Annotated in this window: 21 protein-coding genes and 1 tRNA gene; 11 read left to right on the forward strand and 11 right to left on the reverse strand. The window is 73.2% G+C overall.

From position 1 onward, the window contains the following. Positions 1 to 91 precede the first annotated feature (91 nt). Positions 92 to 1,288: an acyl-CoA dehydrogenase family protein gene (locus tag AC07DW_RS28585; protein WP_478860560.1), complete on the reverse strand. Its 1,197-nt coding sequence runs from the start codon at positions 1,286 to 1,288 to the stop codon at positions 92 to 94. Positions 1,289 to 1,903: 615 nt separating this feature from the next. Between AC07DW_RS28585 and AC07DW_RS28590 the strand changes: the two genes are divergently transcribed. The 3 genes from AC07DW_RS28590 (at position 1,904) to AC07DW_RS28600 (ending at position 3,889) form a co-directional block, all read left to right on the forward strand. Further along, complete coding sequence (locus tag AC07DW_RS28590; protein ID WP_478860561.1) at positions 1,904 to 2,788, forward strand: alpha/beta fold hydrolase; 885 nt, start codon at positions 1,904 to 1,906, stop codon at positions 2,786 to 2,788. 117 nt (positions 2,789 to 2,905) lie between these two features. Then, on the forward strand, positions 2,906 to 3,364 hold the full coding sequence (locus AC07DW_RS28595; RefSeq protein ID WP_478860562.1) for a carboxymuconolactone decarboxylase family protein: 459 nt from the start codon (positions 2,906 to 2,908) through the stop codon (positions 3,362 to 3,364). Between the two features lie 141 nt (positions 3,365 to 3,505). After that, on the forward strand, positions 3,506 to 3,889 hold the full coding sequence (locus AC07DW_RS28600; RefSeq protein ID WP_478860563.1) for an MmcQ/YjbR family DNA-binding protein: 384 nt from the start codon (positions 3,506 to 3,508) through the stop codon (positions 3,887 to 3,889). 195 nt (positions 3,890 to 4,084) lie between these two features. On the opposite strand, the gene AC07DW_RS28605 is transcribed toward AC07DW_RS28600, so the two are convergent. Both AC07DW_RS28605 and AC07DW_RS28610 read right to left on the reverse strand, forming a co-directional pair. Further along, entirely contained in the window at positions 4,085 to 4,984 is a 900-nt protein-coding gene (locus tag AC07DW_RS28605) for a transketolase family protein (RefSeq protein ID WP_478860564.1), read from the reverse strand. Positions 4,985 to 4,996: 12 nt separating this feature from the next. After that, on the reverse strand, positions 4,997 to 5,647 hold the full coding sequence (locus AC07DW_RS28610) for a transketolase (RefSeq protein WP_478860587.1): 651 nt from the start codon (positions 5,645 to 5,647) through the stop codon (positions 4,997 to 4,999). Between the two features lie 232 nt (positions 5,648 to 5,879). On the opposite strand from AC07DW_RS28610, the gene AC07DW_RS28615 reads away from it, so the two are divergent. The 3 genes from AC07DW_RS28615 (at position 5,880) to AC07DW_RS28625 (ending at position 8,496) form a co-directional block, all read left to right on the forward strand. Further along, positions 5,880 to 5,953, forward strand: a tRNA-Pro gene (locus AC07DW_RS28615). A gap of 313 nt (positions 5,954 to 6,266) precedes the next feature. Beyond that, on the forward strand, positions 6,267 to 7,535 hold the full coding sequence (locus AC07DW_RS28620) for an aspartate aminotransferase type Ic (protein ID WP_478860565.1): 1,269 nt from the start codon (positions 6,267 to 6,269) through the stop codon (positions 7,533 to 7,535). Positions 7,536 to 8,037: 502 nt separating this feature from the next. After that, positions 8,038 to 8,496 carry a nuclear transport factor 2 family protein gene (locus AC07DW_RS28625; RefSeq protein ID WP_478860566.1) on the forward strand — a complete coding sequence of 153 codons (459 nt, stop codon included), beginning with the start codon at positions 8,038 to 8,040 and terminating at the stop codon, positions 8,494 to 8,496. Positions 8,497 to 8,554: 58 nt separating this feature from the next. Here AC07DW_RS28625 and AC07DW_RS28630 read toward each other — a convergent pair whose 3' ends face one another. Genes AC07DW_RS28630 through AC07DW_RS28645 form a run of 4 tightly spaced genes read right to left on the reverse strand, consistent with a single transcriptional unit; the run spans position 8,555 to position 11,017 of the window. Then, positions 8,555 to 8,695: a hypothetical protein gene (locus AC07DW_RS28630; protein WP_189554060.1), complete on the reverse strand. Its 141-nt coding sequence runs from the start codon at positions 8,693 to 8,695 to the stop codon at positions 8,555 to 8,557. 21 nt (positions 8,696 to 8,716) lie between these two features. Next, positions 8,717 to 9,646, reverse strand: coding sequence for an MBL fold metallo-hydrolase (locus AC07DW_RS28635; RefSeq protein WP_478860567.1), 930 nt, complete (start codon positions 9,644 to 9,646; stop codon positions 8,717 to 8,719). Continuing rightward, complete coding sequence (locus tag AC07DW_RS28640; RefSeq protein WP_478860568.1) at positions 9,643 to 10,179, reverse strand: flavin reductase family protein; 537 nt, start codon at positions 10,177 to 10,179, stop codon at positions 9,643 to 9,645. Before AC07DW_RS28640 ends, AC07DW_RS28635 begins: the two co-directional genes overlap by 4 nt. 52 nt (positions 10,180 to 10,231) lie before the next feature. Continuing rightward, a complete protein-coding gene (locus AC07DW_RS28645) occupies positions 10,232 to 11,017 on the reverse strand; it encodes an SDR family NAD(P)-dependent oxidoreductase (RefSeq protein ID WP_478860569.1) in 786 nt (261 codons plus the stop codon). A gap of 261 nt (positions 11,018 to 11,278) precedes the next feature. On the opposite strand from AC07DW_RS28645, the gene AC07DW_RS28650 reads away from it, so the two are divergent. The 3 genes from AC07DW_RS28650 (at position 11,279) to AC07DW_RS28660 (ending at position 14,426) form a co-directional block, all read left to right on the forward strand. Then, entirely contained in the window at positions 11,279 to 11,770 is a 492-nt protein-coding gene (locus tag AC07DW_RS28650) for an SRPBCC family protein (protein WP_478860570.1), read from the forward strand. Next, a complete protein-coding gene (locus AC07DW_RS28655) occupies positions 11,767 to 13,026 on the forward strand; it encodes an acyl-CoA dehydrogenase family protein (RefSeq protein WP_478860571.1) in 1,260 nt (419 codons plus the stop codon). Before AC07DW_RS28650 ends, AC07DW_RS28655 begins: the two co-directional genes overlap by 4 nt. A gap of 179 nt (positions 13,027 to 13,205) precedes the next feature. Beyond that, positions 13,206 to 14,426 (forward strand): cytochrome P450, encoded by a 1,221-nt coding sequence (locus AC07DW_RS28660; RefSeq protein WP_478860572.1) that lies wholly within the window; start codon positions 13,206 to 13,208, stop codon positions 14,424 to 14,426. Between the two features lie 218 nt (positions 14,427 to 14,644). On the opposite strand, the gene AC07DW_RS28665 is transcribed toward AC07DW_RS28660, so the two are convergent. From AC07DW_RS28665 to AC07DW_RS28680, 4 genes are all read right to left on the reverse strand, one after another. Beyond that, positions 14,645 to 15,418 carry a VOC family protein gene (locus tag AC07DW_RS28665; RefSeq protein WP_478860573.1) on the reverse strand — a complete coding sequence of 258 codons (774 nt, stop codon included), beginning with the start codon at positions 15,416 to 15,418 and terminating at the stop codon, positions 14,645 to 14,647. A 143-nt stretch (positions 15,419 to 15,561) separates the two neighbouring features. Further along, complete coding sequence (locus AC07DW_RS28670) at positions 15,562 to 16,095, reverse strand: hypothetical protein (protein WP_478860574.1); 534 nt, start codon at positions 16,093 to 16,095, stop codon at positions 15,562 to 15,564. Then, complete coding sequence (locus AC07DW_RS28675) at positions 16,088 to 17,347, reverse strand: NAD(P)/FAD-dependent oxidoreductase (protein ID WP_478860575.1); 1,260 nt, start codon at positions 17,345 to 17,347, stop codon at positions 16,088 to 16,090. Before AC07DW_RS28675 ends, AC07DW_RS28670 begins: the two co-directional genes overlap by 8 nt. Continuing rightward, the gene (locus AC07DW_RS28680; RefSeq protein ID WP_478860576.1) at positions 17,347 to 17,670 is read right to left on the reverse strand and encodes a 2Fe-2S iron-sulfur cluster-binding protein; all 324 of its coding nucleotides are present in this window, start codon (positions 17,668 to 17,670) and stop codon (positions 17,347 to 17,349) included. Before AC07DW_RS28680 ends, AC07DW_RS28675 begins: the two co-directional genes overlap by 1 nt. A 151-nt stretch (positions 17,671 to 17,821) precedes the next feature. Between AC07DW_RS28680 and AC07DW_RS28685 the strand changes: the two genes are divergently transcribed. Together AC07DW_RS28685 and AC07DW_RS28690 are read left to right on the forward strand one after the other, a co-directional pair. Next, on the forward strand, positions 17,822 to 19,315 hold the full coding sequence (locus AC07DW_RS28685; RefSeq protein WP_478860577.1) for an MFS transporter: 1,494 nt from the start codon (positions 17,822 to 17,824) through the stop codon (positions 19,313 to 19,315). Positions 19,316 to 19,333: 18 nt separating this feature from the next. Further along, positions 19,334 to 20,770 (forward strand): alpha/beta fold hydrolase, encoded by a 1,437-nt coding sequence (locus AC07DW_RS28690; protein ID WP_478860578.1) that lies wholly within the window; start codon positions 19,334 to 19,336, stop codon positions 20,768 to 20,770. Positions 20,771 to 20,817 lie beyond the last annotated feature (47 nt).

The raw sequence follows: 20,817 nt of genomic DNA on the forward strand, positions 1-20,817 counted from the left end.
AGAACCCCCGCCCCTTCACATGGACGAAGAGCGCCGACGAGATCCTCGAACGCCTGGCCTCATATCTTAATCGAATTCCCGGCGCAGGACACTAGAGGGCCGGTTCTCTCCGCACGACGTCGGCGAGCCGCTCGGACCACTGCCCCTTCGCCGTGCCCAGCGCGACCTCGGCGAGCCGCAGCAGCTGGATGTCGGAGGTGCCGGCCGGGGCGAAGATGTGGTGCGCGTCGCGCAGGTAGCGTTCGACGGGACGGTCCGTGAAGAGCCCGGCCGCGGCGTGAATCTCCATCGCGTCGCGCGCCGAGTCCAGCGCCGACTCGACGTTGACGAGCTTTGCGTTCATCAGCTCGGCGTCGCAGGGCATTCCCTCGTCGAGCAGGTGCACGGCGTGGTAGGCGGCGAGCCGGGCGGTCATCAGCCGGGAGTGGATCCGGCCCAGCTTGAGCTTCACCGACGGCAGTTCGTGCAGGGGGTTGCCGTACCGGTGCCGGTCCGCGCAGAAGCGCGTGGTCTCCTCCAGGATCGCCCGGTGCAGGCCGAGCGACACGGCGGTGAGGTTGGGCCGTCCGTAGAGCACGCTGGAGGAGTACGCGACCGCCAGCCCGTCGCCCTCGTCGCCGAGCCGGTTGGCCGCCGGGACACGGCAGTTGTCGAAGACGAGCTCACCGAAGCCGAAACCGTGCAGCCCCAAGGTGGGCTTCTGGTCACCCACCCGGACGCCCGGCCGGTCGGCCTCCACGAGGAAGGCCGTCAGTCCCCTGGAACCGGGGCCCGTCCGTACCACGACGCCGTGCAGGTCGCCGATGTGGCTGTTCCCGACGTACACCTTCCGGCCATTCAGCAGGTAGTCGTCGCCGTCCCGTACGGCGGTGGCGCTCATGCCCAGGACGTGACCGCCCGACTCGGGCTCGGTGACGGCGATGGTCGGCAGGCACTCGCCCGCCGCGATGGCCGGCAGCCACGTCTTCTTCTGCTCGTCGCTGCCGAAGTGGACGATCTTGGCGGCGCCGAGCTGGGAGGCCTGCACCATGGCACCCATGGCGGCGCTGACCCGGGACAGCTCCTCGATGATGATCGTCTTGGCCAGATGGCCGGCGCCCATCCCGCCGTGGTCCCGGCCGATGGTCGCACCCAGCCAGCCCTGCCGGGCGATGAGCCGGGACAGCTCGTGGTGGACCGAGCGCCCCGCTTCCATGGCCGGTATCAGCGGCCGGACCTCGCTCTCCGCGAAGTGTCGGACGACCCCGCGTAGTTGGTGATGCAGTCGACTGGCGAAGTACCCGTCCATGCGAGCTCTCCTCTGCGAAATGCCTGCTCGCGCGATTGTTCGAGCAGATGGTGCATCGGCAGTGGTCCCGTCCCGAACGGGCCGACCACCTCATGGTGTTGATCACTCAGGAGCGGTGCAATGCGGTCATGAACTATGGCCTGAATACAGCAGGTTGGCGCGCGCGGGGAACTCCGTACGCCCTGGCGGTCGCTGTCCGGTCCTATCCGAAGGGCATTCCCCCAGCGCTTCTTTCTGCCACATGCCAAAGGCAACGGTTTCGTGCGCATAGGGCTCCGGCGTCCCGGCCGTCACCTCATGGATGCACAGGCGCCTCACTGGTACACATCTGTCGGATCGGTTCAGCATGCATGTCGACCGAAACGCATCCGTATGCGAGCGGGCACTGCGCCCCCTTGTGGCGCTGTTCGCGACGGCGGCCGCCGATGTCGCGCCGCTGGCGCCGGGCGGAGCGGCGCGTCGGTGTGCCGACCGGTGCGGGCCGCGCGCGCCGAGGGGCCACGGCGCACGGCGGGGAGCGCGGCCGCACCGCGAGCGCCGCGCCCCCGCCGGGCGGCACGCCGGCCGGCCGTGCGGTGTCTTTCCGGCGGTGCCGCGCTGAGCGATGCTGAAGTGATGTTCGAACACTTCGAAGAAGCGTTTGTCGAGACCGGGGAAGCATCGATCTTCGTCCGCCACGGTGGCGACGGCCCCCCGGTCCTCCTCCTCCACGGCCACCCCCGCACGTCCGCCACCTGGCACCGGGTCGCCCCGCTCCTGGCCGACCGCGGCTTCACCGTCGTCTGCCCCGACCTGCGCGGCTACGGCCGCTCCCGCGGTCCCGCGCCCACCGCCGACCACGCCGCCCACTCCAAACGCGCGGTCGCCCTGGACCTGGTGCGGGTGATGCGCTCCCTGGGCCACACCCGGTTCGACGTCGCCGGGCACGACCGCGGAGCCCCGGTCGCCCTCCGCCTCACGCTCGACCATCCGGAAGTTGTGAGGCGCGTGGCGTTCCTGGACGGCCTCCCGCTCACCGAGCACCTGACCCGTGCCGACGCGCGGTTCGCGACCCGCTGGTGGCACTGGTTCTTCTTCGCCCAGCCGGACATCCCCGAACGAGTCATCACCGCGGACCCCGACAGCTGGTACCGGGGCGACCCCCAAGTCATGGGCAGGGAGAACCACGACGAGTGGCGCGCGGCCACCCGGAACCCCGAGGTCGTCCGCGCCATGCTGGAGGACTACCGTGCCGGACTCACCGTCGACGCGCGCCACGAGGAGGCCGACAGGGCCGCCGGGAGGCGGGTGCTCCGGCCCGCGCTGATCCTCTGGTCACTGCGGGACGACCTCGAGGAGCTGTACGGCGATCCGGTGGAGATCTGGCGCGCCTGGGCCGACGACGTCCGCGGTCACGGCATCGACTCCGGGCACCACATGGCCGAGGAGGCACCCGAGGAGCTCGCCGCCGACCTGGCGGCCTTCTTCCGGCCCGGCGAACCCGCCTCGCCGGCGAGGTGAAGCCGTGAGGTGAAGCGCGTCACAATCACCGTTCGTGCCCTGGCACATGTCACGTTCCCGTACCCGCGTTCCGTCGAAGCGGTGAAGGACCACACGACGGAACGAGGGAGAACACCCATGAAGGCTCGGATGACCAACCCGGCGAGCGTCATTCCCGAGGTCATGCCCGCCATCCAGGGCCTGGTCAAGGCGGCGAAGAAGGGAGGTGTGCCGGAGACCGTCCTGGAGCTCGTGCACCTGAGGGCCAGCCAGATCAACGGCTGCGGCTTCTGCGTCGACCTCGGCGCGCGGGAGGCCAGGAAGAACGGCGTGAGCGACGAGCAGCTGCACGCGGTGGCCGCCTGGCGCGAGGCGCCCTACTTCAGCGACGCCGAGCGCGCCGCGCTGGCGCTCGCCGAGGCGGCCACCCGGCTCGCCGACGCGTCGGACCCGGTGCCGGACGCCGTCTGGGACGAGGCCGCCGACCACTTCGACGAGCGGCAGCTCGCGTCGATCATCCTCTGGGTCGCCACGACCAACTTCTTCAACCGGATCAACGTCACCGTCAAGCAGCCGGCCGGCGTGACCGGCTGGTGACGTCGCAATTCCGCCGGTCGGACGGTCGGACGGCCGGACGGTCGGCCGGTTCGCCGGCCGGCCACCGGCCGCTCGGGCGGCCGGCGCGGCCGGCGGTGGTGGTGGGGAGCGGTCGTCGGGGGAGGGGCGTACGGTCGTCATATGGTCACGGCCGACGACGTGCGCAGGGTCGCGCTCTCCCTGCCGGAAGCGGTGGAGAAGCTCGCCTGGGGCGTGCCCACCTTTCGCGCGGGCGGCCCCGGCGGGAAGATCTTCGCGTCACTGGACGACGACGACCGGTCGATGGGCGTCAAGTGTCCAAGGGAGGACCGGGAAGAGCTGATCAGGGCGGAGCCGGGGAAGTTCTTCCTGCGGGAGGGGCATGACGACGGTCACGCCTGGCTGCGGGTGCGGCTGGCGGCGCTGGAGGACGAGAACGAGCTGCGCGCCGTCCTTGCCGACGCCTGGCGCCAGGCCGCCCCGCGCCGCCTCCTCGCCGCCCACCCGCACGTCGGCGCCGGGCAGGACCGGCCGGACACGACCTAGGTGTATTGATCACGAGCGTTGTTGACGCGGCTGATGGGCGGGTGTCCGCGAAGTCCCGCCCGGGCCACGACGCCCCGCAGGCACGCCCGCGGCGTCGCCGTCGGTCGCCGTGGCTCCCTCCTCCGTGCGATCGCACGCACCGGACGCCGCGACCCCCGGCCCTCTGGGCGGACGCCGATACCTCCCCGGCACTCGCTAGTGGCCCAGGAACGCGGTGAGGCGGGCGCGCAGGCCGCGCGGGTCGAGGCCCTGCGCGGCCAGATGCTCGTCCACGCGGCCATAGCGGCGCAGCTCCCGACGGGCCACGCCCAGGCCGAGAACCCGGTGCGGGACGTCCACCAGGGCGTCGGCCGCGGCGGCCGTGGAGGTGCCGGCGAGGTACGGCTCGACGACCACCACGTCGGCCCTGCCCGCACCGGCGACCGCGCGCCGCACGGTCGCGCCGTCGAAGGGGCGCACCGTCGTGGCGTACAGCACCGTGACGTCGAGCCCCTCCGTCGCCGCCAGCACGTTGCCGAGCATCGGGCCCACCGCCACCACCACGCCCGCCCGGCCCTCCCGGACGGTGAGGAACCGGTCGCCCGTGACGGCCCGCGCCTCCCCGTTGGCCTGCAGCGACAGCCGTACGTACACCTTGTGGTCCCCCGCGACGGCGTGCCGCAGCAGGGCCTCCGCCTCGTCCGGGTGCCCGGGCACGTGCACCGTCCAGCCGTCCAGCGTGTCGAGCAGGGCCACGTCGCCCGGCGACATGTGGGTGAACCCGCCGGCCGGCCAGTCGTAGGACGCCCCCGCGCTCACCAGCACCCCGCCGACGCCCTGGTGGCCGAGGTCCAGCTTCACCTGCTCGAACGGGCGCTCCACCAGAAAGCTCGCGAAAGTGTGCATCACCGGCCGCATCCCCGCGAGCGCCAGTCCACCGCCCACCCCGATCAGCAGCTGCTCCCTGATCCCGACGTTGATCACGCGATCCGGGTGCTTCTCCTCCGCCGGCCGGAAGCCGTCGCGGCTGATCTCGGCGAGCACGAGCGCCAGACGCGGGTCCTCGTCAAGCAGCCGGGTCGTCGTGGCGATGAAACGGTCACGCATCGTGTCCATGGTGCTCTCCCCCTACGCGTTCTTGGGCTCGACCCGGGCCACCACGGCCCGTGGGCGCCCCGGGTGGGGGCGGGTGAACGCGGCGTACAGCGCCTCGTGGTCCCGCCCGTCGACGGCCTGTGCGGACCAGCCGGCCGCCTCGAACCGGGCGACGATCCCGCCGGGCCTGGCGAAGCTCGCCGACGCGTTGTCGATCACCAGCGTGTGCAGCTGCTCCAGTCCGGCCGGCCCCGCGTACGCGATCGCCTCGTGGTTGCTGCCCTCGTCCAGCTCGGCGTCCCCGACCAGCACCCACACCCGCGGGTCGGTCAGCCCCCGGGCCCGCAGGCCGAGCACGCTGCCCACCGCGAGCGGCAGCCCGTGCCCCAGTGACCCGCTGCCGATCTCGGCGCCCGGCACCAGCAGCCGGTCCGGGTGGTGGCCCAGCGGCGAGTCGTACGACCCGAAGCCCGGCAGCAGGTCCTCGGGGAGGAACCCCTTGGCGGCCAGCACGGCGTAGTACGCCATCGGGCCGTGTCCCTTCGACAGCAGGAACCGGTCCCGCCCCGGCGCGTCGGCGGTCGCCGGCGACACCCGCAGCACCCGGTCGTACAGCACCCACAGCGCGTCCAGCGTGGACGTGGCGGCCGGCCCGTGCTTCTCGTCGCCGGTCATCAGGGCCATCAGCCTGTGCAGCTCCCGCAGGTCGTCCCGCGGGTCGCCCCGCAGGCCGTCCCGCAGGTCGCCGCCGGCGCGGCCCCCTACGGAATTCTCAGCCGTGTTCGTCATGCCACCGAGCGTGCGACGTCAACCGCGCTCGAGGTCAAGCGGCAAAGCGGTTCGTGATCACCGGCAGGAGTGCGGTATTGTTCTCGTGCACGCCAGGCCAGGGGGAAACCCCAGGTCAGACGGGCACCGGGACGTGGCGCAGCTTGGTAGCGCACTTGACTGGGGGTCAAGGGGTCGCAGGTTCAAATCCTGTCGTCCCGACTCGTGAGAGTCGTTGGTCAGGGGCCGTTTCAGAGCGATCTGAGGCGGCCCCTGACCGTTTCCGGGCCCCATGTCCCTGTGCCCCCCCCATAGGGCGTACGGCGACCGGGGACGCTCGACGGAAGACCCCGCGGCCACCGGTGGCGCACCGGAGCGGGCCCGGCTCGCGCGACCGCCCGTACCGCTGAGCGGGTGCGCACCCGGGCCGGATGCCCGCCCGGGTGATCTCGTCCCGTGCGGCCCTGCCGGTGCCGAGGGCCTTTGTATCCTCGGCAGGCGCGACACCGACGCGGTACCTGCGAGAGGAAACACCATGACCACCGAGCTGAGCCCCGACGCACTGACCGGGCTCCTCGAGCGCGCCCGCCGCGACTACCGGGAACTCGCGGGGCGCGGCCTCTCGCTCGACCTCACCCGGGGCAAGCCCGCGCCGGAGCAGCTCGACCTCTCCGAGGCGCTGCTGGGCCTGCCCGGCGACCGGTACACCGCCGCGGACGGCACGGACGTACGCAACTACGGCGGGCTGCAGGGGCTGCCCGAGCTGCGGGAGATCTTCGCCGGGCTCCTCCAGGTTCCGGCCGCGCAGCTGCTCGCGGCCGGCAACTCCAGCCTGGAGCTGATGCACGACTGCCTGGTGCACGCCCTGCTGAGCGTGCTGCCGGGCGCCGGGTCGCGCTGGGTGGAGCAGGAGCGGATCGCCTTCCTGTGCCCGGTGCCGGGGTACGACCGGCACTTCGCGCTCTGCGAGCGGTTCGGGATCGACATGATCCCGGTACCGATGACCCCGGACGGCCCCGACATGGACGCCGTCGAGCGGCTGGTCGCCGAGGACCCGGCGGTCAAGGGCATCTGGTGCGTACCGAAGTACAGCAACCCGGACGGTGTCTGCTACAGCGACGCGACCGTGGCGCGGCTCGCCGCGATGAGCACCGCCGCGTCCGACTTCCGGATCTTCTGGGACAACGCCTACGCCGTGCATCACCTCACCGACGAGCCCGTCGAGATCGCCGATCTGCTCGCCGCCTGCGAGGAGGCCGGGAACCCGGACCGCGCCTTCGTGTTCGGATCCACCTCGAAGATCACCGCCGCTGGGGCGGGCGTCGCCTTCTTCGGCTCGTCGCCCGCCAACGTACGGTGGCTGCTCGCCAACAGCGCCAAGCGGTCCATCGGCCCCGACAAGGTCAACCAGCTGCGGCACGCCCTGTTCCTGCGGGACGCCGACGGGGTGCGGGCCCACATGGAGCGCCAGCGCGCCCTGCTGCGGCCGAAGTTCGACGCGGTGGCGCGGATCCTCGACGCCGAGCTCGGCGGCACCGGTCTCGCCACCTGGACCTCACCCGAGGGCGGCTACTTCGTCACCCTCCAGGTGCCCGACGGCTGCGCCAAGGAGGTCGTACGCCGGGCCGCCGACGCGGGCATCGTGCTCACCCCGGCGGGCGCCACGCACCCGTACGGCGACGACCCGCGCGACGCGATCATCCGGATCGCGCCCAGCTACCCGGCGCTCGCGGAGCTGGAGCAGGCGATCGAAGGACTGGCCGTGTGCGTCCGGCTGGTGGGGTACGAGCAGCGGGCCCGCTGAACAGGGTCGGGCGTCCGAGCCGTGCCGGGGCGGCGCGCGGCGGCCCCGGCACATCCCGGGGCGTTCACAGGTCCGGCGTGCGGTGTCGGCGAACGCGCGGGCCAGTGGCGTGAGGGCGCCCCGGCCGCGCACGGCCCGGCCCGGCGTGGGCCGCGTCGAGGTGCGCCCGCGAGGCGGAGCTGGTCCGTACGGCCAGGTCCTGGCCCGCGAGCACCGACCCAGGGTGTCGCTGGGGTCCGGGGGAGTGAATCCTCGGATGACCTGGTGGCCGGGGCGCGGCGGAAGGACGTCGCCGGGGTGCCCCGCGCGGCAACCCGTCCATCCTTCGCACCCCACGGGCCCCGGCGAAGGGCGGACGGGTGCCGACCCACCCGCGGCGGCCCCGGCGGCGGGACGCCGGGCGGACGGTTCCGAGCCGGTCTCCAGCGCCGCTGCAGGGCGAAACGGCAGGCTGGAAGCGATCGGCGCGGCCACCGGGCCGGCCGTCTCGAAGGGAGTATCCATGTCTCAGCCGGTCGGGACCCTGCCCACCCAGGTCACCGGGGACCTCTACGCCGAGGTGCAGACCTTCTACGCCCAGCAGATGCGGCGGGTCGACGCGCTCGACATCGAGGGCTTCGCCGACACCTTCACCGAGGACGGCGAGGTGGTGCACGCGGGCGGCCACCGGCAGCGCGGCCGGGCCGAGATGATCGCGGGCATGCGGGCGAGCCTGCCCCGCTACCAGGACATCGCCGTGCGGCACTGGTTCGGGCACCTGATCATCGAGCCGGACACGGCGGACGCCGACCTGCTGCGCGTCTCGTACTACACCCTCGTCACCCAGACCGACCGCGAGGGCAAGGTGAACTTCCAGCCGACCTTCACCGTCGAGGACGAGCTCGTCCGGCGCGACGGCCGGCTCCTGACCCGCTCGCGCGTCATCCACCGCGACACACCGGCCGCACCGCCCGCCGCCTGAACCCGCGCATGGGAATGGGGCCCCCGGGGAGGGGCCCCATTCCCATGGAACCGGGCGGTCAGTCGATCCCCCGGCAGATGTGCGGCTCCACGTCGTCGTCCGCCTCGCCCGCCAGCAGCAGCAGCGGTACCAGGAAGGCGTCATCGGGGACCGGCTCGTACGGTGTCCTCTCCCGGCGTTCCAACAGGCTCGTGACCATGTCCGTCTCCTCTCGGGTGTGTCAGGCGTGGCACGTGGGCAGCGCTCCGTGGAAGGCGACCATCTCCTGGAACGAGGTGAGCACGTCGATCCGCGCGGCCGGCGGCAGGCCGTCCAGCTCGGCGTACGCCCGGTGCAGGTTCCCCACCAGCCGCTCGGAGTCGACCAGTTCCTTGAACCGTCCGAGGTCGGCCCGGTGCGCGGCCCGGAGCGGCGTCAGCCCGTCCCGCACCCCCTCCTCCGCGAGCCGCTGGAGCCAGCGCAGGTAGTCCTCCGTCTCGTCCAGCAGCTCCGGCCCGCCGACCGGCCCGTGACCCGGCACGACCGTACGGGCGCCCAGGGCGCGCAACCGGTCCAGGGCCCGCAGCGATCCGCTGATCGAGCCGAAGAGCACGAACGGCGTGACCCCCGACCAGACGACGTCCCCGGTGAACAGCACCGACCGCTCGGGCACCCACGCCACCACGTCGTTGGCCGTGTGCGCCGGCCCGACGTGCAGCAGCTCGGTGCGCAGGCCGCCCGCGTACAGGGTCAGCGAGCCGCGGAACGTCAGTGTGGGCAGCACCAGGGGCGTCTCGCCCCACTCGACGCCGGGCCACAGCTGCCGCAGGCCAAGCCCCGCCTCCGCCGAGTCGGCGCGGGTCCCCTCGTGGGCGACGACCACGGCGCGCGGCGTGAACTGCCCGTTGCCGAAGGTGTGGTCGCCGTGGAAGTGGGTGTTGACGACGAGGTCCACCCCGCCCGGTGCCACGCGCTCGACCTCCGCGCGCAGCCGCCGGGCACGCGTCTCGGTCGCGGCGGTGTCGACCAGGACGGTCCGGCCCTCACCGACGACGAGTCCGGCGTTGTTCAGGCACCATCCGCCGTCCGGCTGGACGAACGCGTACACCCCGTCCGCCACCTCGCGCAGCGAACCCGCACCGCCCGTCGGGGCCCCGGTCCCGGTGCTCACGCGGCCTCCGCCCGGGGCGCCTCCGGCAGCCGGGTGAAGCGGCCCCGGTGGAACACCAGCGGATCCGGCTCGCCCGGCCCGCCAGCCAGGGCCACTACGCGGCCGAGCAGCAGCGTGTGGTCACCGGCCTCGTACTGGGCGTCCAGCACGCACTCGAAGTACGCCTCGGCGGACGGGATCACGGCATTGCCGGTGACCCCCTCGACGGCGGCCAGCCGCAGCATCGCGGCCTGACCCTCCGACCGGTCGGGGCGGCAGAACTCCTGGGCGAGGTCGCGCTGCGCCTCGGTGAGCACGTTCACCGCGAAGCTCCCCGACCGCACCACCCGGGGGCGCATCCGGCCGTCGGCCTTGACCGACACGAGGATCAGCAGCGGGTCGAGGGACACCGAGGTGAGGCTATTGAGGGTGATCACGGCCGTGTCGTCGGCGCTGCCCTGGGTGAGCAGCGTGACACCGGTGGGAAACCGGCCCATCACGGACCGGAATACGGCCAGATCGGGCTCGGCGAGCATTGCGCCTGCAACTGTCATGTTCGGGGCTCCGTCTCTGTCGGCGCGGCATGGGTGGGGAGGGGCGGGCGGGTCAGTAGTTGCCGAGTCCGCCGCAGACGTTCAGCGCCTGGGCGGTGATCGAGGCGGCGAGGTCGGAGGCGAGGTAGCCGACCAGCCCCGCGACCTCCTCGGGCGTGGAGTAGCGGCCGAGCGGGATCTTCGCGTTGAACTTCTCCTGGATCGCGTCCTCGGTCACGCCGTAGTGGCCCGCGTAGCCCTGACGGACGCGCTGCGCCATTGGCGTCTCGACGTAGCCCGGGCAGACGGCGTTGACGGTGATGCCGCTCTTGGCGAGCTCCTTGCCCACCGCCTTGGTGAAGCCGACCACACCGTGCTTGGAGGCCGAGTACGGCGCGGCGAGCTCCACGCCCTGCTTCCCCCCGGTGGAGGCGATGTTGATGATCCGGCCCCAGTCGCCGTCCCGCATCCGGCCGGTGCTGAGCACCTCGCGGGTGACACGGAAGGTGCCGTTGAGGTTCGTCTCGATGACGTCGTCCCACACGGAGTCGGCCAGCTCGGCCGTGACCCCGCCGCCGCCCCGGCCGGCGTTGTTGACGAGGACGTCGATGCGCCCGTACACCTCCACCGCGGACCGGACGGCGGTGCGGATCTGGTCGAGGGAAGTGACGTCGCACACCGCGCCGTCGACCTCCAGACCCTCCTCCCGCAGCCGCTTGACCATGGTGCGTACGCTCTCCTCACCGCGGGCCACCCCGAACACCGCCATGCCCTGCCGGGCCAGCAGCTCGGTGACGGCGAGGCCGATCCCGCTGGTCGCGCCGGTGACGAACGCCACCCGTCGTCCCGCCTGTGTCATGGTGCTCTCCCGTTCCCCTAGGTCGTGTGGTGCTGCTCTGGGTGGGGACGACCGTGACCGGGCAGCCTCGGGCGGCTCTCGACGACGGGTGGAGGAGGGCCGGAGCGCCGCCTTCGAGCGGTACTCGACATCGGGCCTAGCGGGCGGCGCGAGCGTGGGGGGTGTTCCGTGCGGCGACCGGTGACCGTGACCGGCCCGCCACATGCCCGGGACACCGGGCGGCAGCAGGTGACACCCGGCGAGATCGAGCGAGGAGGCCCCGTGCCCGAACAGCAGCAGACCCTTCCCGATGTACGGAAGTCGGTGACCGTGGCGGCCACGCCAGAGCACTGCTTCGCCGTCTTCACCGAGCGGCCCAAGGACTGGTGGCCCCCCTCCCACATCCTGGTCAAGAAGGAGCGGGCCGGTCTCGCCTTCGAGCCGGGCGTCGGCGGCCGCTACTACGAGTGGGACGTCGACGGCAACGAGATCGCGTGGGGCCGCGTCCTCGAATGGGAGCCGGGCCGCCGGCTCGCCATGACGTGGCGGATCGACCCCAACTGGCAGTCCATCACGGACGACGAGAAGGCCAGCGAGATCGAGGTCGACTTCGAGGCCGTGGACGCGGGCCACACGCGCGTGACGCTGGCGCACGTCAAGCTGGACAAGCACGGCGAGGGCGCCGAGCGGATCTTCCGGGCGCTGGACGGGCCGAGCCCCGGCGAGACCCTGGAGCTCTTCGCCAAGGCCGTCGCGAACGGTCCCCGGTCGTGAGCGGCACAGTGAACGGGACGCGTCCCGCCCGTGCCGCCGCCCCGGCCGCCGGTACGTCCGGGACGGGCCCGGCTCCGGCTGCCGGTACGTCCGGGGCGGTCGCGACTCCGGCCGCCGGTGACGCCGGCACCGCTCCGGCTCCGGGCGCCGGTACGTCCGGCACCGGTCTCGCCCAGGCCGCGGAGAAGGTACGGATCCTCGCCGCCGAGTACGCCGCCGACGCCGACGCCGACCGCGCCATGCGCCGCGAGGTGGTCGACGCGCTACGCGAGGCCGGCTTCGCGCGGCACTTCGTCGCCTCGCGGTTCGGCGGGACCGAGGGCTCGTTCGCCGAGCTGACGTCCGCCGTCATGACGGCCGGCGAGGGCTGCGCCGCCACCGCGTGGTGCGCCTCGCTGTCCGCGTACTCCGCGCGCTTCGCCGCCCACCTGCCCGAGGAGGGGCACCACGCGCTGTGGGGCGACAGCCCGGACACGGTCGTCGCCACCGCCCTGATGCCGGTCGGCCGCGCCCGGCGGGCGGACGACGGCTGGCACCTCAGCGGCCAGTGGGCGTACGTCAGCGGCATCGACTTCGCCGACTGGGCGCTGGTCTGCGCCGTCGTCCCCGGCGCCGGGGAGGGCCCGCCGCAGCTGCGGTTCTTCGCGCTGCCCCGCGGCACGTACACCGTGCGCGAGACGTGGGACAGCGTCGGCATGCGCGCCACGGGCAGCCACACCGTCGTGGTGGACGACGTCCGGGTACCCGACCACCTCTCGTTCGACCGCGCGGACATGCTGAGCGGCCGCAACGCCACCTCGGTCCTGCCCGCCCACAACGTCCCCTTCCAGGCGGTCGGCGGGCTGACCTTCATCGCCCCCGTGGTCGGAGCGGCCACCGGCGCGCTCGCGGCCGCCGCGGGCACCCTCACCGGCCGCAAGCGCAGCCAGACGGGTGAGCTGAAGCTGGTCCGCGCCTCCGGGCGGATCGACGCGGCCCGGCACCTCGTCCTGGAGAACGCCGGCGTGCTCGACGGGCGGCTCTTCACCCCCGAGCACATGGCGCGCAACGAGCGCAACGCCACCTTCGCGGCCGAGCTCCTCCAGGAGGCCGTCGGCCTGCTGGTCGGCGCCGCGGGGACCGGCGGGCTGGGCGAGGGCCAGGCGCTGCAGCGCTTCTGGCGGGACGTCACCTCGGCGACCAGCCATGTCGCGCTGCAGTACGACACCGCCGCGCGGAAGAACTACTCGGCGGTGCTGCTCGGCCCGGAGGACTGAGCGGCGGTACGACGGAGGAGGGGGCGCCCGGGACAGCGTGGTCCGGGGCGCCCCCTCCTTCCGCGCGTTCCCGGGCGGCCCCCGCGCGGGGGCAACGGCTCGAGGAAGGGCCGACCCGGCCTCCATCGTCCCTTCCTAGGGTGCTGCGTGACTGTAGCGGCCCAAGCGGAGGTGTCACCATGACTGCCCCTCAGGAGACGGACGTCTTCCCCCTCACCGGCTCGACCTACCGTGGTCCCGCCCCGCGGTACGCGGAGCTGCGGGCGGAGCAGCCCGTGGTGAAGGTGCCGACGGCGGGCGGTGTGGACGCCTGGCTGATCACCCGGTACGAGGACGTGCGCCGCCTGTCCGCGGACCCGCGGCTCAGCCGCGCCCTCGCCTGCGGGCCCGGAGCGCCGCGCATCGGCGGGACGATGCACACGACGCCCGAGATGATCATTTCGCTGGACTCGCCCGAGCACTCCCGCCTGCGCAAGCTGGTCGCCGGTGCCTTCACGCTGCGCCGCGTCGAGCGGATGCGGGCCAACGTGCAGAAGGTCACCGACGAACTGCTCGACGACATGCAGGCCAAGGGCGGCACCGTCGACCTGGTGCAGCAGCTGGCCCTGCCCCTGCCGCTGACCGTCATCGGCGAACTGCTCGGGGTGCCGTCGGAGGACCTGCGCAAGTTCGAGAAGTGGGCCCGCGCCTTCGCCACGGTGGACGACCGGGCGGGCGGCGAGGAGTCCCTGAACGGCCTGGCGAAGCTGAGCGAGTACATCGTGGGGCTGATCGCCGAGAAGCGGGCGAACCCCACCGACGACATGCTGTCCGAGCTGATCGCCGCCCGCGACAACGACGACCGGCTCAGCGAACCCGAACTGGTCACCTTCGGCTTCACCCTCATCGGCGCCGGCTTCGACACCACGGCGAACCAGCTCGCCAACTCGGTGCTGGCCCTGCTGGCGGACGGCCAGGAGCAGTGGCGGTGGCTGGCCGAGGACCGGGGCCGCATCCCCACCGCGGTCGAGGAACTGCTGCGCCACGTCAACCTGTTCGCCACCGACACCTCCGGCTTCCCGCGCATCGCGGCGGAGGACATCGAGGTCGGCGGGGTCACCATAGAGAAGGGCGACGCGGTCCTGCTCGCGCTCGCCTCCGCCAACCGGGACGAGACCGTCTTCCCGGACGCCGACCGGCTCGACCTGGCCCGCGAGCACAACCCGCACATCTCCTTCGGGCACGGCGTCCACTACTGCCTCGGCAAACACCTGGGGCGGATGGAGATGGAGATCGCCCTCGACGGCCTGGTACGGCGCTTCCCCGACCTGCGGCTCGCCGTGCCGGAGAGCGAACTGCCGTGGCACAACGGCGAGATCAACCACACGCTCACCAGCCTCCCGGTCACCTGGGGCGCGTGACGTCGGGACTTCCCCTCCGGGGCGCCGCGAGCACGTCGCGGCGCCCCGGAGGCGTACGTACGCGCGGGCTTCCGGACACGTACCGACGCGCGCGTACGGCGCTCACGACCCGGGACGGACCCGCGCACGACCGCCCGGACCCGCGGGCAAGGACGCGAAAGCCGGTCCCGGCCACCGAGGGGTGGCCGGGACCGGCTTTTCGGTCCCGCCGCGCGGGGTCAGCCCGCGTCCTTCACCGGGCCCATGACGGCGAACCGCGCGCCCTGGTCGTCGGAGACCAGCGCCGAGCGTCCGAAGGGGCTGTCGGACGGCTCACGGCTCACACTGCCGCCCAGCTCGCGCACCTTGGCCACGGCCGCGTCGGTGTCCTCGACGGAGAAGTAGACGAGGGCGTGTGCCGGGACCTCCTCCGGGATGAACGCGCCCATCTGGAGGCGGCCGGCGGTCGGCTGCTGCGCGCCGGGCGCGAACCACAGCTTGAAGTCGAACTCCGTGCCCTCCGAGATCTGCTGTCCCTTGAAGCCGAACACCGTCTCGTAGAAGGGGTCGACGTCGGCCTTGGCGCGGGTGTAGATCTCCGGCCAGAAGAACGAGCCGGGAGCGCCCTGGAGCTCGAAGCCCGCGCGCGTCCCGGGCTGCCACGCGCCGAAGGCGGCGCCGCCGGGGTCGACGGCCTGGAGCACGCTGCCCGCGTCGGCGACGGGGAAGGGGCCGCCGGTCACCTTGCCGCCGGCCTCCGCGACGCGGCGCGCCAGGTCCGCCACGTCGGGCGTGGAGAAGTACAGGTTCCAGGCGGTGGACGCGCCGCCCTGCGCGGGCGCGAGCGCCGCCACGTTCCTGCCGTCCTTGAGCGCCGGCGTGTAGTGCCCGAACGCCTCGGCACCGGCCTCGAACGTCCAGCCGAACAGCTCGCCGTAGAAGCGCTTGCCGGCCTCCAGGTCGGCCACGGTCAGGTCCACCCAGCAGGGGGTTCCAGCATCGAACGAGGTCATGTCCTGCCTCTCTCGGTCGCGTACGGGGTACACGTCGTCACGGTCGTCTGGACGGTATCCGCGGCGCCTCGAGCCCCGGACGAGCCGCGCCCGCGCCCCGCTCGTGGGGGAGCGGGACGCGGGCGCGCGGCGGGGGAGAGGCCTCAGCGGGCGGCGGCCACCCGGTCGCCGGAGCTGCTCACGGTCACCGGACCCAGCAGGGCGCCGGTCTTCTCGTTCTTGGTGAACGCGACCGCCGTCGTGGTGAACTTGTCGCCCTTGAGCCGGCCCATGTGGACGGCGTGGACCGTGCCCGGGTAGACACCCTCGGCGGGCTCCTCCGGGCCGTCGTGGGTGATGTAGAAGGAGAACGAGCCGTCCGGCCGGGCGGTCCAGTAACCGCTGCCCGGGTACTCGGGGTTGCCGTTCTCGTCGCGCGCGCCGTCCGTGGTGAGCGTGTGGTCCGCGGCGAACGTGAACCGCGAGACGGTTCTCGCCGCGCCGGGACCGGTGCCTATGGTCACGGTCGTCTCCCAGGTGCCCGCGAGGACCGGCTGCTGCTTCTCGTCCTCGGGCGCGGCGGTCGCCGTGGCGGTCCCGGCGCCGACGAGGGCCACCGTCATGGCGAGCCAGACACCGGTGGTACGCAGGGAGCGCCGGCCGGCACGGGCGGACGGAACGAGGGTCGTGTTACGCATGGGAGAGCCTTTCCTGTGGTCTGCGGACGTGGGTCTTGAGGTCGAAGCCCGGTTGCCGGACCTCGTCGGCGGTCAGCTCCGCGCCCGAGGCGAGCAGCCGCCGGGCGATGCCGTGGTCGGCCGGCCGGTTCACCGACTCGACGCCGATCAGCCGGTCCCGGCGGAAGCAGAAGACGGAGAAGCGGCCGCCGTCCGGGTCGCCCGCGACGACGGTCTCGTCCTGGCCGGCGGTGAGCCCGGCGATCTGGAGCCGCAGGCCGTACTGCTCCGACCAGAACCAGGGGACGGCCGTGTACGGCACGCGGTCGCCGCAGATCCCCGCGGCGACGACCTTGGCCTGGTCGGAGGCGTTCTGGACCGACTCCAGCCGGATGTGGCGGCCCGCGTGCGGGCTGGGGAAGCGGGCGCAGTCGCCCAGGGCGTAGACGTCGGGGTCGTCCGTGCGCAGGTGGGCGTCGACGATCACGCCGTCACCGACCTGGAGCTCGGCGACGGCGGCCAGTTCGGTGTTCGGCAGCACGCCGATCCCGACGACCACCAGGTCGGCGGGGATGCGTTCGGCGCCGTCGAGCTCCACGACCTCCACCCGGCCGGCCGGGTCCCCCCACAGGGCGGTCACCTCGCGGCTCAGCAGCACCCGGACGCCCGCGCCGGTGTGCTCGGCGACCAGGCGTGACGACATCGCCGGGGTGAGCGCCCGGGCCAGCGCGCGGGACTGCGCCTCCACGACCGTCACGTCGTGGCCCAGCCTGCGGGCGGTGGCGGCCAGTTCGAGCCCGATGAACCCCGCCCCGATCACCACGAGGCGGCGCGGCGGGCCGGTCAGCCGCTTGCGCAGGCCCTGGGCGTCGGCCAGGCCGCGCAGCGTCAGCACCCCGGACAGCGAGCCCGCGCCCGGCACCGGCAGCGTGCGGGGGCGGGCGCCGGTGGCGAGGACGAGGCTGTCGTACGGCAGGGTCGCACCCGTCTCCAGGAGGACCGTCCGCCGCTCCCGGTCGATCTTCGCCGCCCGGGTCCCCGACACCAGTTCGATGTTCTGGGCGGCGAAGAAGGCACGCGGGCGCAGTGCGAGGTCCGCGCCGGCCGTGTCCCCGGTGAGGAACCCCTTCGACAGGGGCGGCCGCTGGTACGGCAGCACGGGTTCCTCACCGACCAGTGTGATCGGGCCAGGGTACCCGCGGGCGCGCAGTGCCGCGGCGGTGTCGAGCCCGCCCTGGCCCGCGCCGATGACGACGACTCCTCGCGGGCCCATCAGCTCTGCGCCTCCGGCAGGTGCACGACGAGCCCGTCGAGCGCCTCCGTCACCGGCAGCTGGCAGCTCAGCCGGCTGTGCTCGGTACGCTCGCAGGCCGTCCCGTACAGGACGTCGTCCTCGACGGAGTCCATCTCCGGCAGCGGCAGCGAGTTCGCCTCGTCGACGTAGACGTGGCAGGTGCCGCACTGGGCGGACCCGCCGCACTGGGCCTCGATGCCCTCGATGTTGTTCAGCTTCGCACCACGCATGACCGTGTTGGGCGCCTCGACATCGACGATGGTGACGGTGCCGTTCGGATGCTTGTACGTGATCTTGGCCATGCGCTCTCCTCTGGAGTGTCGACCGGCTGGCGGAGATACGGCCAGGACTGTGACGACGCTCCCTGGGGGCACGGTGGAGCGGTCCTCGAAGCGCCGGACGGCTCGACCCGACCGCTATCGGGGTTCGATCGGCCGCGCGCAGCGTGCCGCCATGACTGCTGCCCGGACGCCGAACACGGCCGCCCCACCCACCCCGTCCGCCTCCCGCGCCACGACCGGCACCCGGCTCCGGCTCGTGCTGGTCGCCTGCTGCCTGGGCCAGTTCATGAACGTGCTGGACGCCTCGGTGGTGAACGTGGCCCTGCCGGTCATCGCCGAGGACCTGCGCTTCGACCGGCACAACCTGCAACTGGTCAACAACGCCTACACCGTGGTCGTCTGCGGGTTCCTGCTGCTCGGGGGCCGCCTCGCCGACCTGTTCGGGCAACGCCGGATCTTCCTGTGCGGGGTCGCCCTCTTCACCCTCGCCAGCACCGTCGGGGGAGCGGCGGACGACCCCACCACCCTCGTCCTCGCCCGCGCCTTCCAGGGGCTGGGGGCGGCGGTCATGGCACCGGCCACCCTCACCGTCCTCGGGACCACGTTCACCCGCCCCGACGCGCGCGCCAAGGCGTTCGGCTGGTGGAGCGCGGTCTCCGGGGCCGCCGGCGCGGCCGGGGTGCTGCTCGGCGGCGTCATCACCGAGTTCTTCTCCTGGCGGTGGATCCTGCTGATCAACCTGCCCATCGGCATCGCGCTGTTCACCGCCGTGTGCTGGGTGGTGCCCGAGTCCCCGGCCCGGCAGGAGCGGCGCACCCTCGACGTACCCGGAGCCGTGACCGTGACGCTCGGCCTGATGGCCGCCGTCCACGGCGTGTCCGAGGCACACGTGCACGGCTGGGGCTCGGTACGCGTCCTCGGGCCGCTACTGGGCGGAGCGGCCCTGCTCGCCCTGTTCCTGGTCATCCAGGCCCGGTTCGCGAAGCACCCGCTGGTCCCGCTCGGGATCTTCCGCAACCGCGCGGTCGCCGCCGCGAACCTCGTGGCCTTCTTCGGCATCGCGGCCCTCTTCAGCACCTTCTACTTCTTCACCCTGCTGCTCCAGCAGGTCCTCGGCTACAGCCCGCTCCGGACCGGCCTCGGCTACCTGCCGCTGTCCCTGGGCATCGCCCTCGGCGGCTGGGGCATCGCCTCCGTGGTGCCCCGCAGCGGCCCCCGCCCGGTGCTGATCGGCGGGCTCACCCTGTCCAGCGCCGGCCTGCTGTGGCTGTCCGGGACGGACGCGGGCTCCTCGTACACCGCCGACGTGCTCGGCCCGGTGCTGCTCCTCGGATTCGGCATGGGCGCCGTCCTCAACGCGACGACCAACGCGGCCACCGCCGGCCTGCCCGCGCACCAGGCCGGGCTGGCGTCCGGCCTGCTCAACACCACCCGCCAACTGGGCAGCGCCGTGGGCCTGGTCACCCTCGCCGCGCTGTCCACCGCCCGCATCGACGGCACAGGCGCCGGCGGGACGGCGTCCCCCGACGCCCTCGCCTCCGGGTACGGGACGGCGCTGACCGGCGCGGCCCTGTTCGCCGCCGCGGGGGCGCTGGCCGCCCTCGCCGTACCGGTCAGGGAGCGGTCCAGAGCGTCTCGAGGCGACACCGAGAGGCTGGCCTCCTGACGAGAACGGAGGTTTGCGGTGGTCAACGAGTTCCGCACACAGCGACCGCAGTGGTCGCCCGCGCCGCACGACGACACGCTCGAGCACGCCACGATCGAGGTGCCCCGCGACTACGCCGATCCCGGGGGCGAGCGGCTCACGCTCGCCCTCAGCCGCCGCCGCGCCACCGCTCCCGAGCGGCGGCGCGGCATCCTGCTGGCGGTCAACGGAGGCCCCGGCGGCGACTGGGGACACGGCCGCGCGTTGCCCGACAAGTACGCCGGCACCCCGCTGCACGAGGTGTACGACCTGATCGGCTTCGACCCGCGCGGCACCGGCGCCTCCACCCCCCTGCACGCCGAAGTGACCGTGCCGCGGGCGCCGTTCGACTCCCGGCCGCCCGACTCGGCGTTCGCCACCCTCGCCGAGGACATGCGGCTGCGCGAGGAGGCGTGCGCACGGGCGGGCGGCGAGCTGCGCCCGCACATCAGCACCCGTAACACCGCCCGCGACATGGACGTCGTCCGCGCCGTCCTCGGCGAGGACAAGCTGAACTTCGTCGGGTACGCGTACGGCGCCTACGTCGGCGCGGTGTACGGCAGCATGTTCCCCGAACATCTGGACCGCAGCGTCCTCGACTCGTGCGTCAACCCGGACTGGACCTGGCGCGAGCAGTTCCTGTGGCAGGGCGACGCGGTCCAGCGCAACGTCGACCGGTGGGCCGCCTGGACCGGTGAGCGCCACGGCCACTTCGGGCTGGGCACCTCCGCCGCCCAGGTCCTCGCCACCGTCGAGGACGTGGTCGCCCTCCTCGAAGGGCTCACGCACGGGGTGCAGCTGCGCACCCTGTTCGACGGCGCCGTGGGCAACCGCGCCGCCGACCGCGGCCAGTGGACGGAGCTGGGCATCCTCGTGGGCCGGCTGCGGGAGACGGCCGGGGCGGGCGGCGACGGCGCGGGCGACGCGTGCCGGGGCCTGCTGTCGCAGCAGGGCACCTGGCGGCCCGGCGACAGCGAGGGGGACCTCCGGTGCGGCGTACTGGAGGCCATCACCCTGGAGCACGCCTGGCCCACCGACCTGGAGGTCTACTACCAGGACATGCGCGACTTCCGGAAGCGGTTCCCCTACGGGTACGGAGTGCTCCGCGCCCAGCCGTGGGTGGGCGCCTTCCGCGCCTTCGAGGCCCCCGAGGCCCCGGTGGAACTGACCCGCGACGGCTACCCGGCCGGGCTGGTCGTCCAGGCCGACGGCGACCCGATGGACCACTACGCGGGCGGCGTCGCCATGGCGGAGCGGCTCGGCCACCACCTGCTCACCATCGAGGACTCCGGCGAGCACGAGGTGTACGTCCTCGGCGGCAACCCGCGCGTCGACGAGGTGGTGCACCGCTACCTGGTGGAGGGCGTCCTCCCGCCGGCCCGGGTGTCCTGCCCCGGCGGCAGCCCGCGCCCCGACATCCCGGCGGACGCCGCCTGATCCGCCCCGCGCACGACGGGAGGGCCCGGTACCGATCGGTACCGGGC

It is taken from the genome of Streptomyces sp. NPDC045701 (genome assembly GCF_056432045.1).

What these genes read in the sequence shown, in the direction of transcription:
- AC07DW_RS28645 (WP_478860569.1), bottom strand. Translation starts at nt 11,017, where the DNA reads ATGACACAGGCGGGACGACGGGTGGCGTTCGTCACCGGCGCGACCAGC.
- AC07DW_RS28625 (WP_478860566.1), top strand. Translation starts at nt 8,038, where the DNA reads ATGTCTCAGCCGGTCGGGACCCTGCCCACCCAGGTCACCGGGGACCTC.
- AC07DW_RS28605 (WP_478860564.1), bottom strand. Translation starts at nt 4,984, where the DNA reads ATGGACACGATGCGTGACCGTTTCATCGCCACGACGACCCGGCTGCTT.
- AC07DW_RS28665 (WP_478860573.1), bottom strand. Translation starts at nt 15,418, where the DNA reads ATGACCTCGTTCGATGCTGGAACCCCCTGCTGGGTGGACCTGACCGTG.
- AC07DW_RS28630 (WP_189554060.1), bottom strand. Translation starts at nt 8,695, where the DNA reads ATGGTCACGAGCCTGTTGGAACGCCGGGAGAGGACACCGTACGAGCCG.
- AC07DW_RS28685 (WP_478860577.1), top strand. Translation starts at nt 17,822, where the DNA reads ATGACTGCTGCCCGGACGCCGAACACGGCCGCCCCACCCACCCCGTCC.
- AC07DW_RS28595 (WP_478860562.1), top strand. Translation starts at nt 2,906, where the DNA reads ATGAAGGCTCGGATGACCAACCCGGCGAGCGTCATTCCCGAGGTCATG.
- AC07DW_RS28585 (WP_478860560.1), bottom strand. Translation starts at nt 1,288, where the DNA reads ATGGACGGGTACTTCGCCAGTCGACTGCATCACCAACTACGCGGGGTC.
- AC07DW_RS28590 (WP_478860561.1), top strand. Translation starts at nt 1,904, where the DNA reads ATGTTCGAACACTTCGAAGAAGCGTTTGTCGAGACCGGGGAAGCATCG.
- AC07DW_RS28640 (WP_478860568.1), bottom strand. Translation starts at nt 10,179, where the DNA reads ATGACAGTTGCAGGCGCAATGCTCGCCGAGCCCGATCTGGCCGTATTC.
- AC07DW_RS28670 (WP_478860574.1), bottom strand. Translation starts at nt 16,095, where the DNA reads ATGCGTAACACGACCCTCGTTCCGTCCGCCCGTGCCGGCCGGCGCTCC.
- AC07DW_RS28600 (WP_478860563.1), top strand. Translation starts at nt 3,506, where the DNA reads ATGGTCACGGCCGACGACGTGCGCAGGGTCGCGCTCTCCCTGCCGGAA.
- AC07DW_RS28680 (WP_478860576.1), bottom strand. Translation starts at nt 17,670, where the DNA reads ATGGCCAAGATCACGTACAAGCATCCGAACGGCACCGTCACCATCGTC.
- AC07DW_RS28675 (WP_478860575.1), bottom strand. Translation starts at nt 17,347, where the DNA reads ATGGGCCCGCGAGGAGTCGTCGTCATCGGCGCGGGCCAGGGCGGGCTC.
- AC07DW_RS28660 (WP_478860572.1), top strand. Translation starts at nt 13,206, where the DNA reads ATGACTGCCCCTCAGGAGACGGACGTCTTCCCCCTCACCGGCTCGACC.
- AC07DW_RS28610 (WP_478860587.1), bottom strand. Translation starts at nt 5,647, where the DNA reads ATGGCCCTGATGACCGGCGACGAGAAGCACGGGCCGGCCGCCACGTCC.
- AC07DW_RS28620 (WP_478860565.1), top strand. Translation starts at nt 6,267, where the DNA reads ATGACCACCGAGCTGAGCCCCGACGCACTGACCGGGCTCCTCGAGCGC.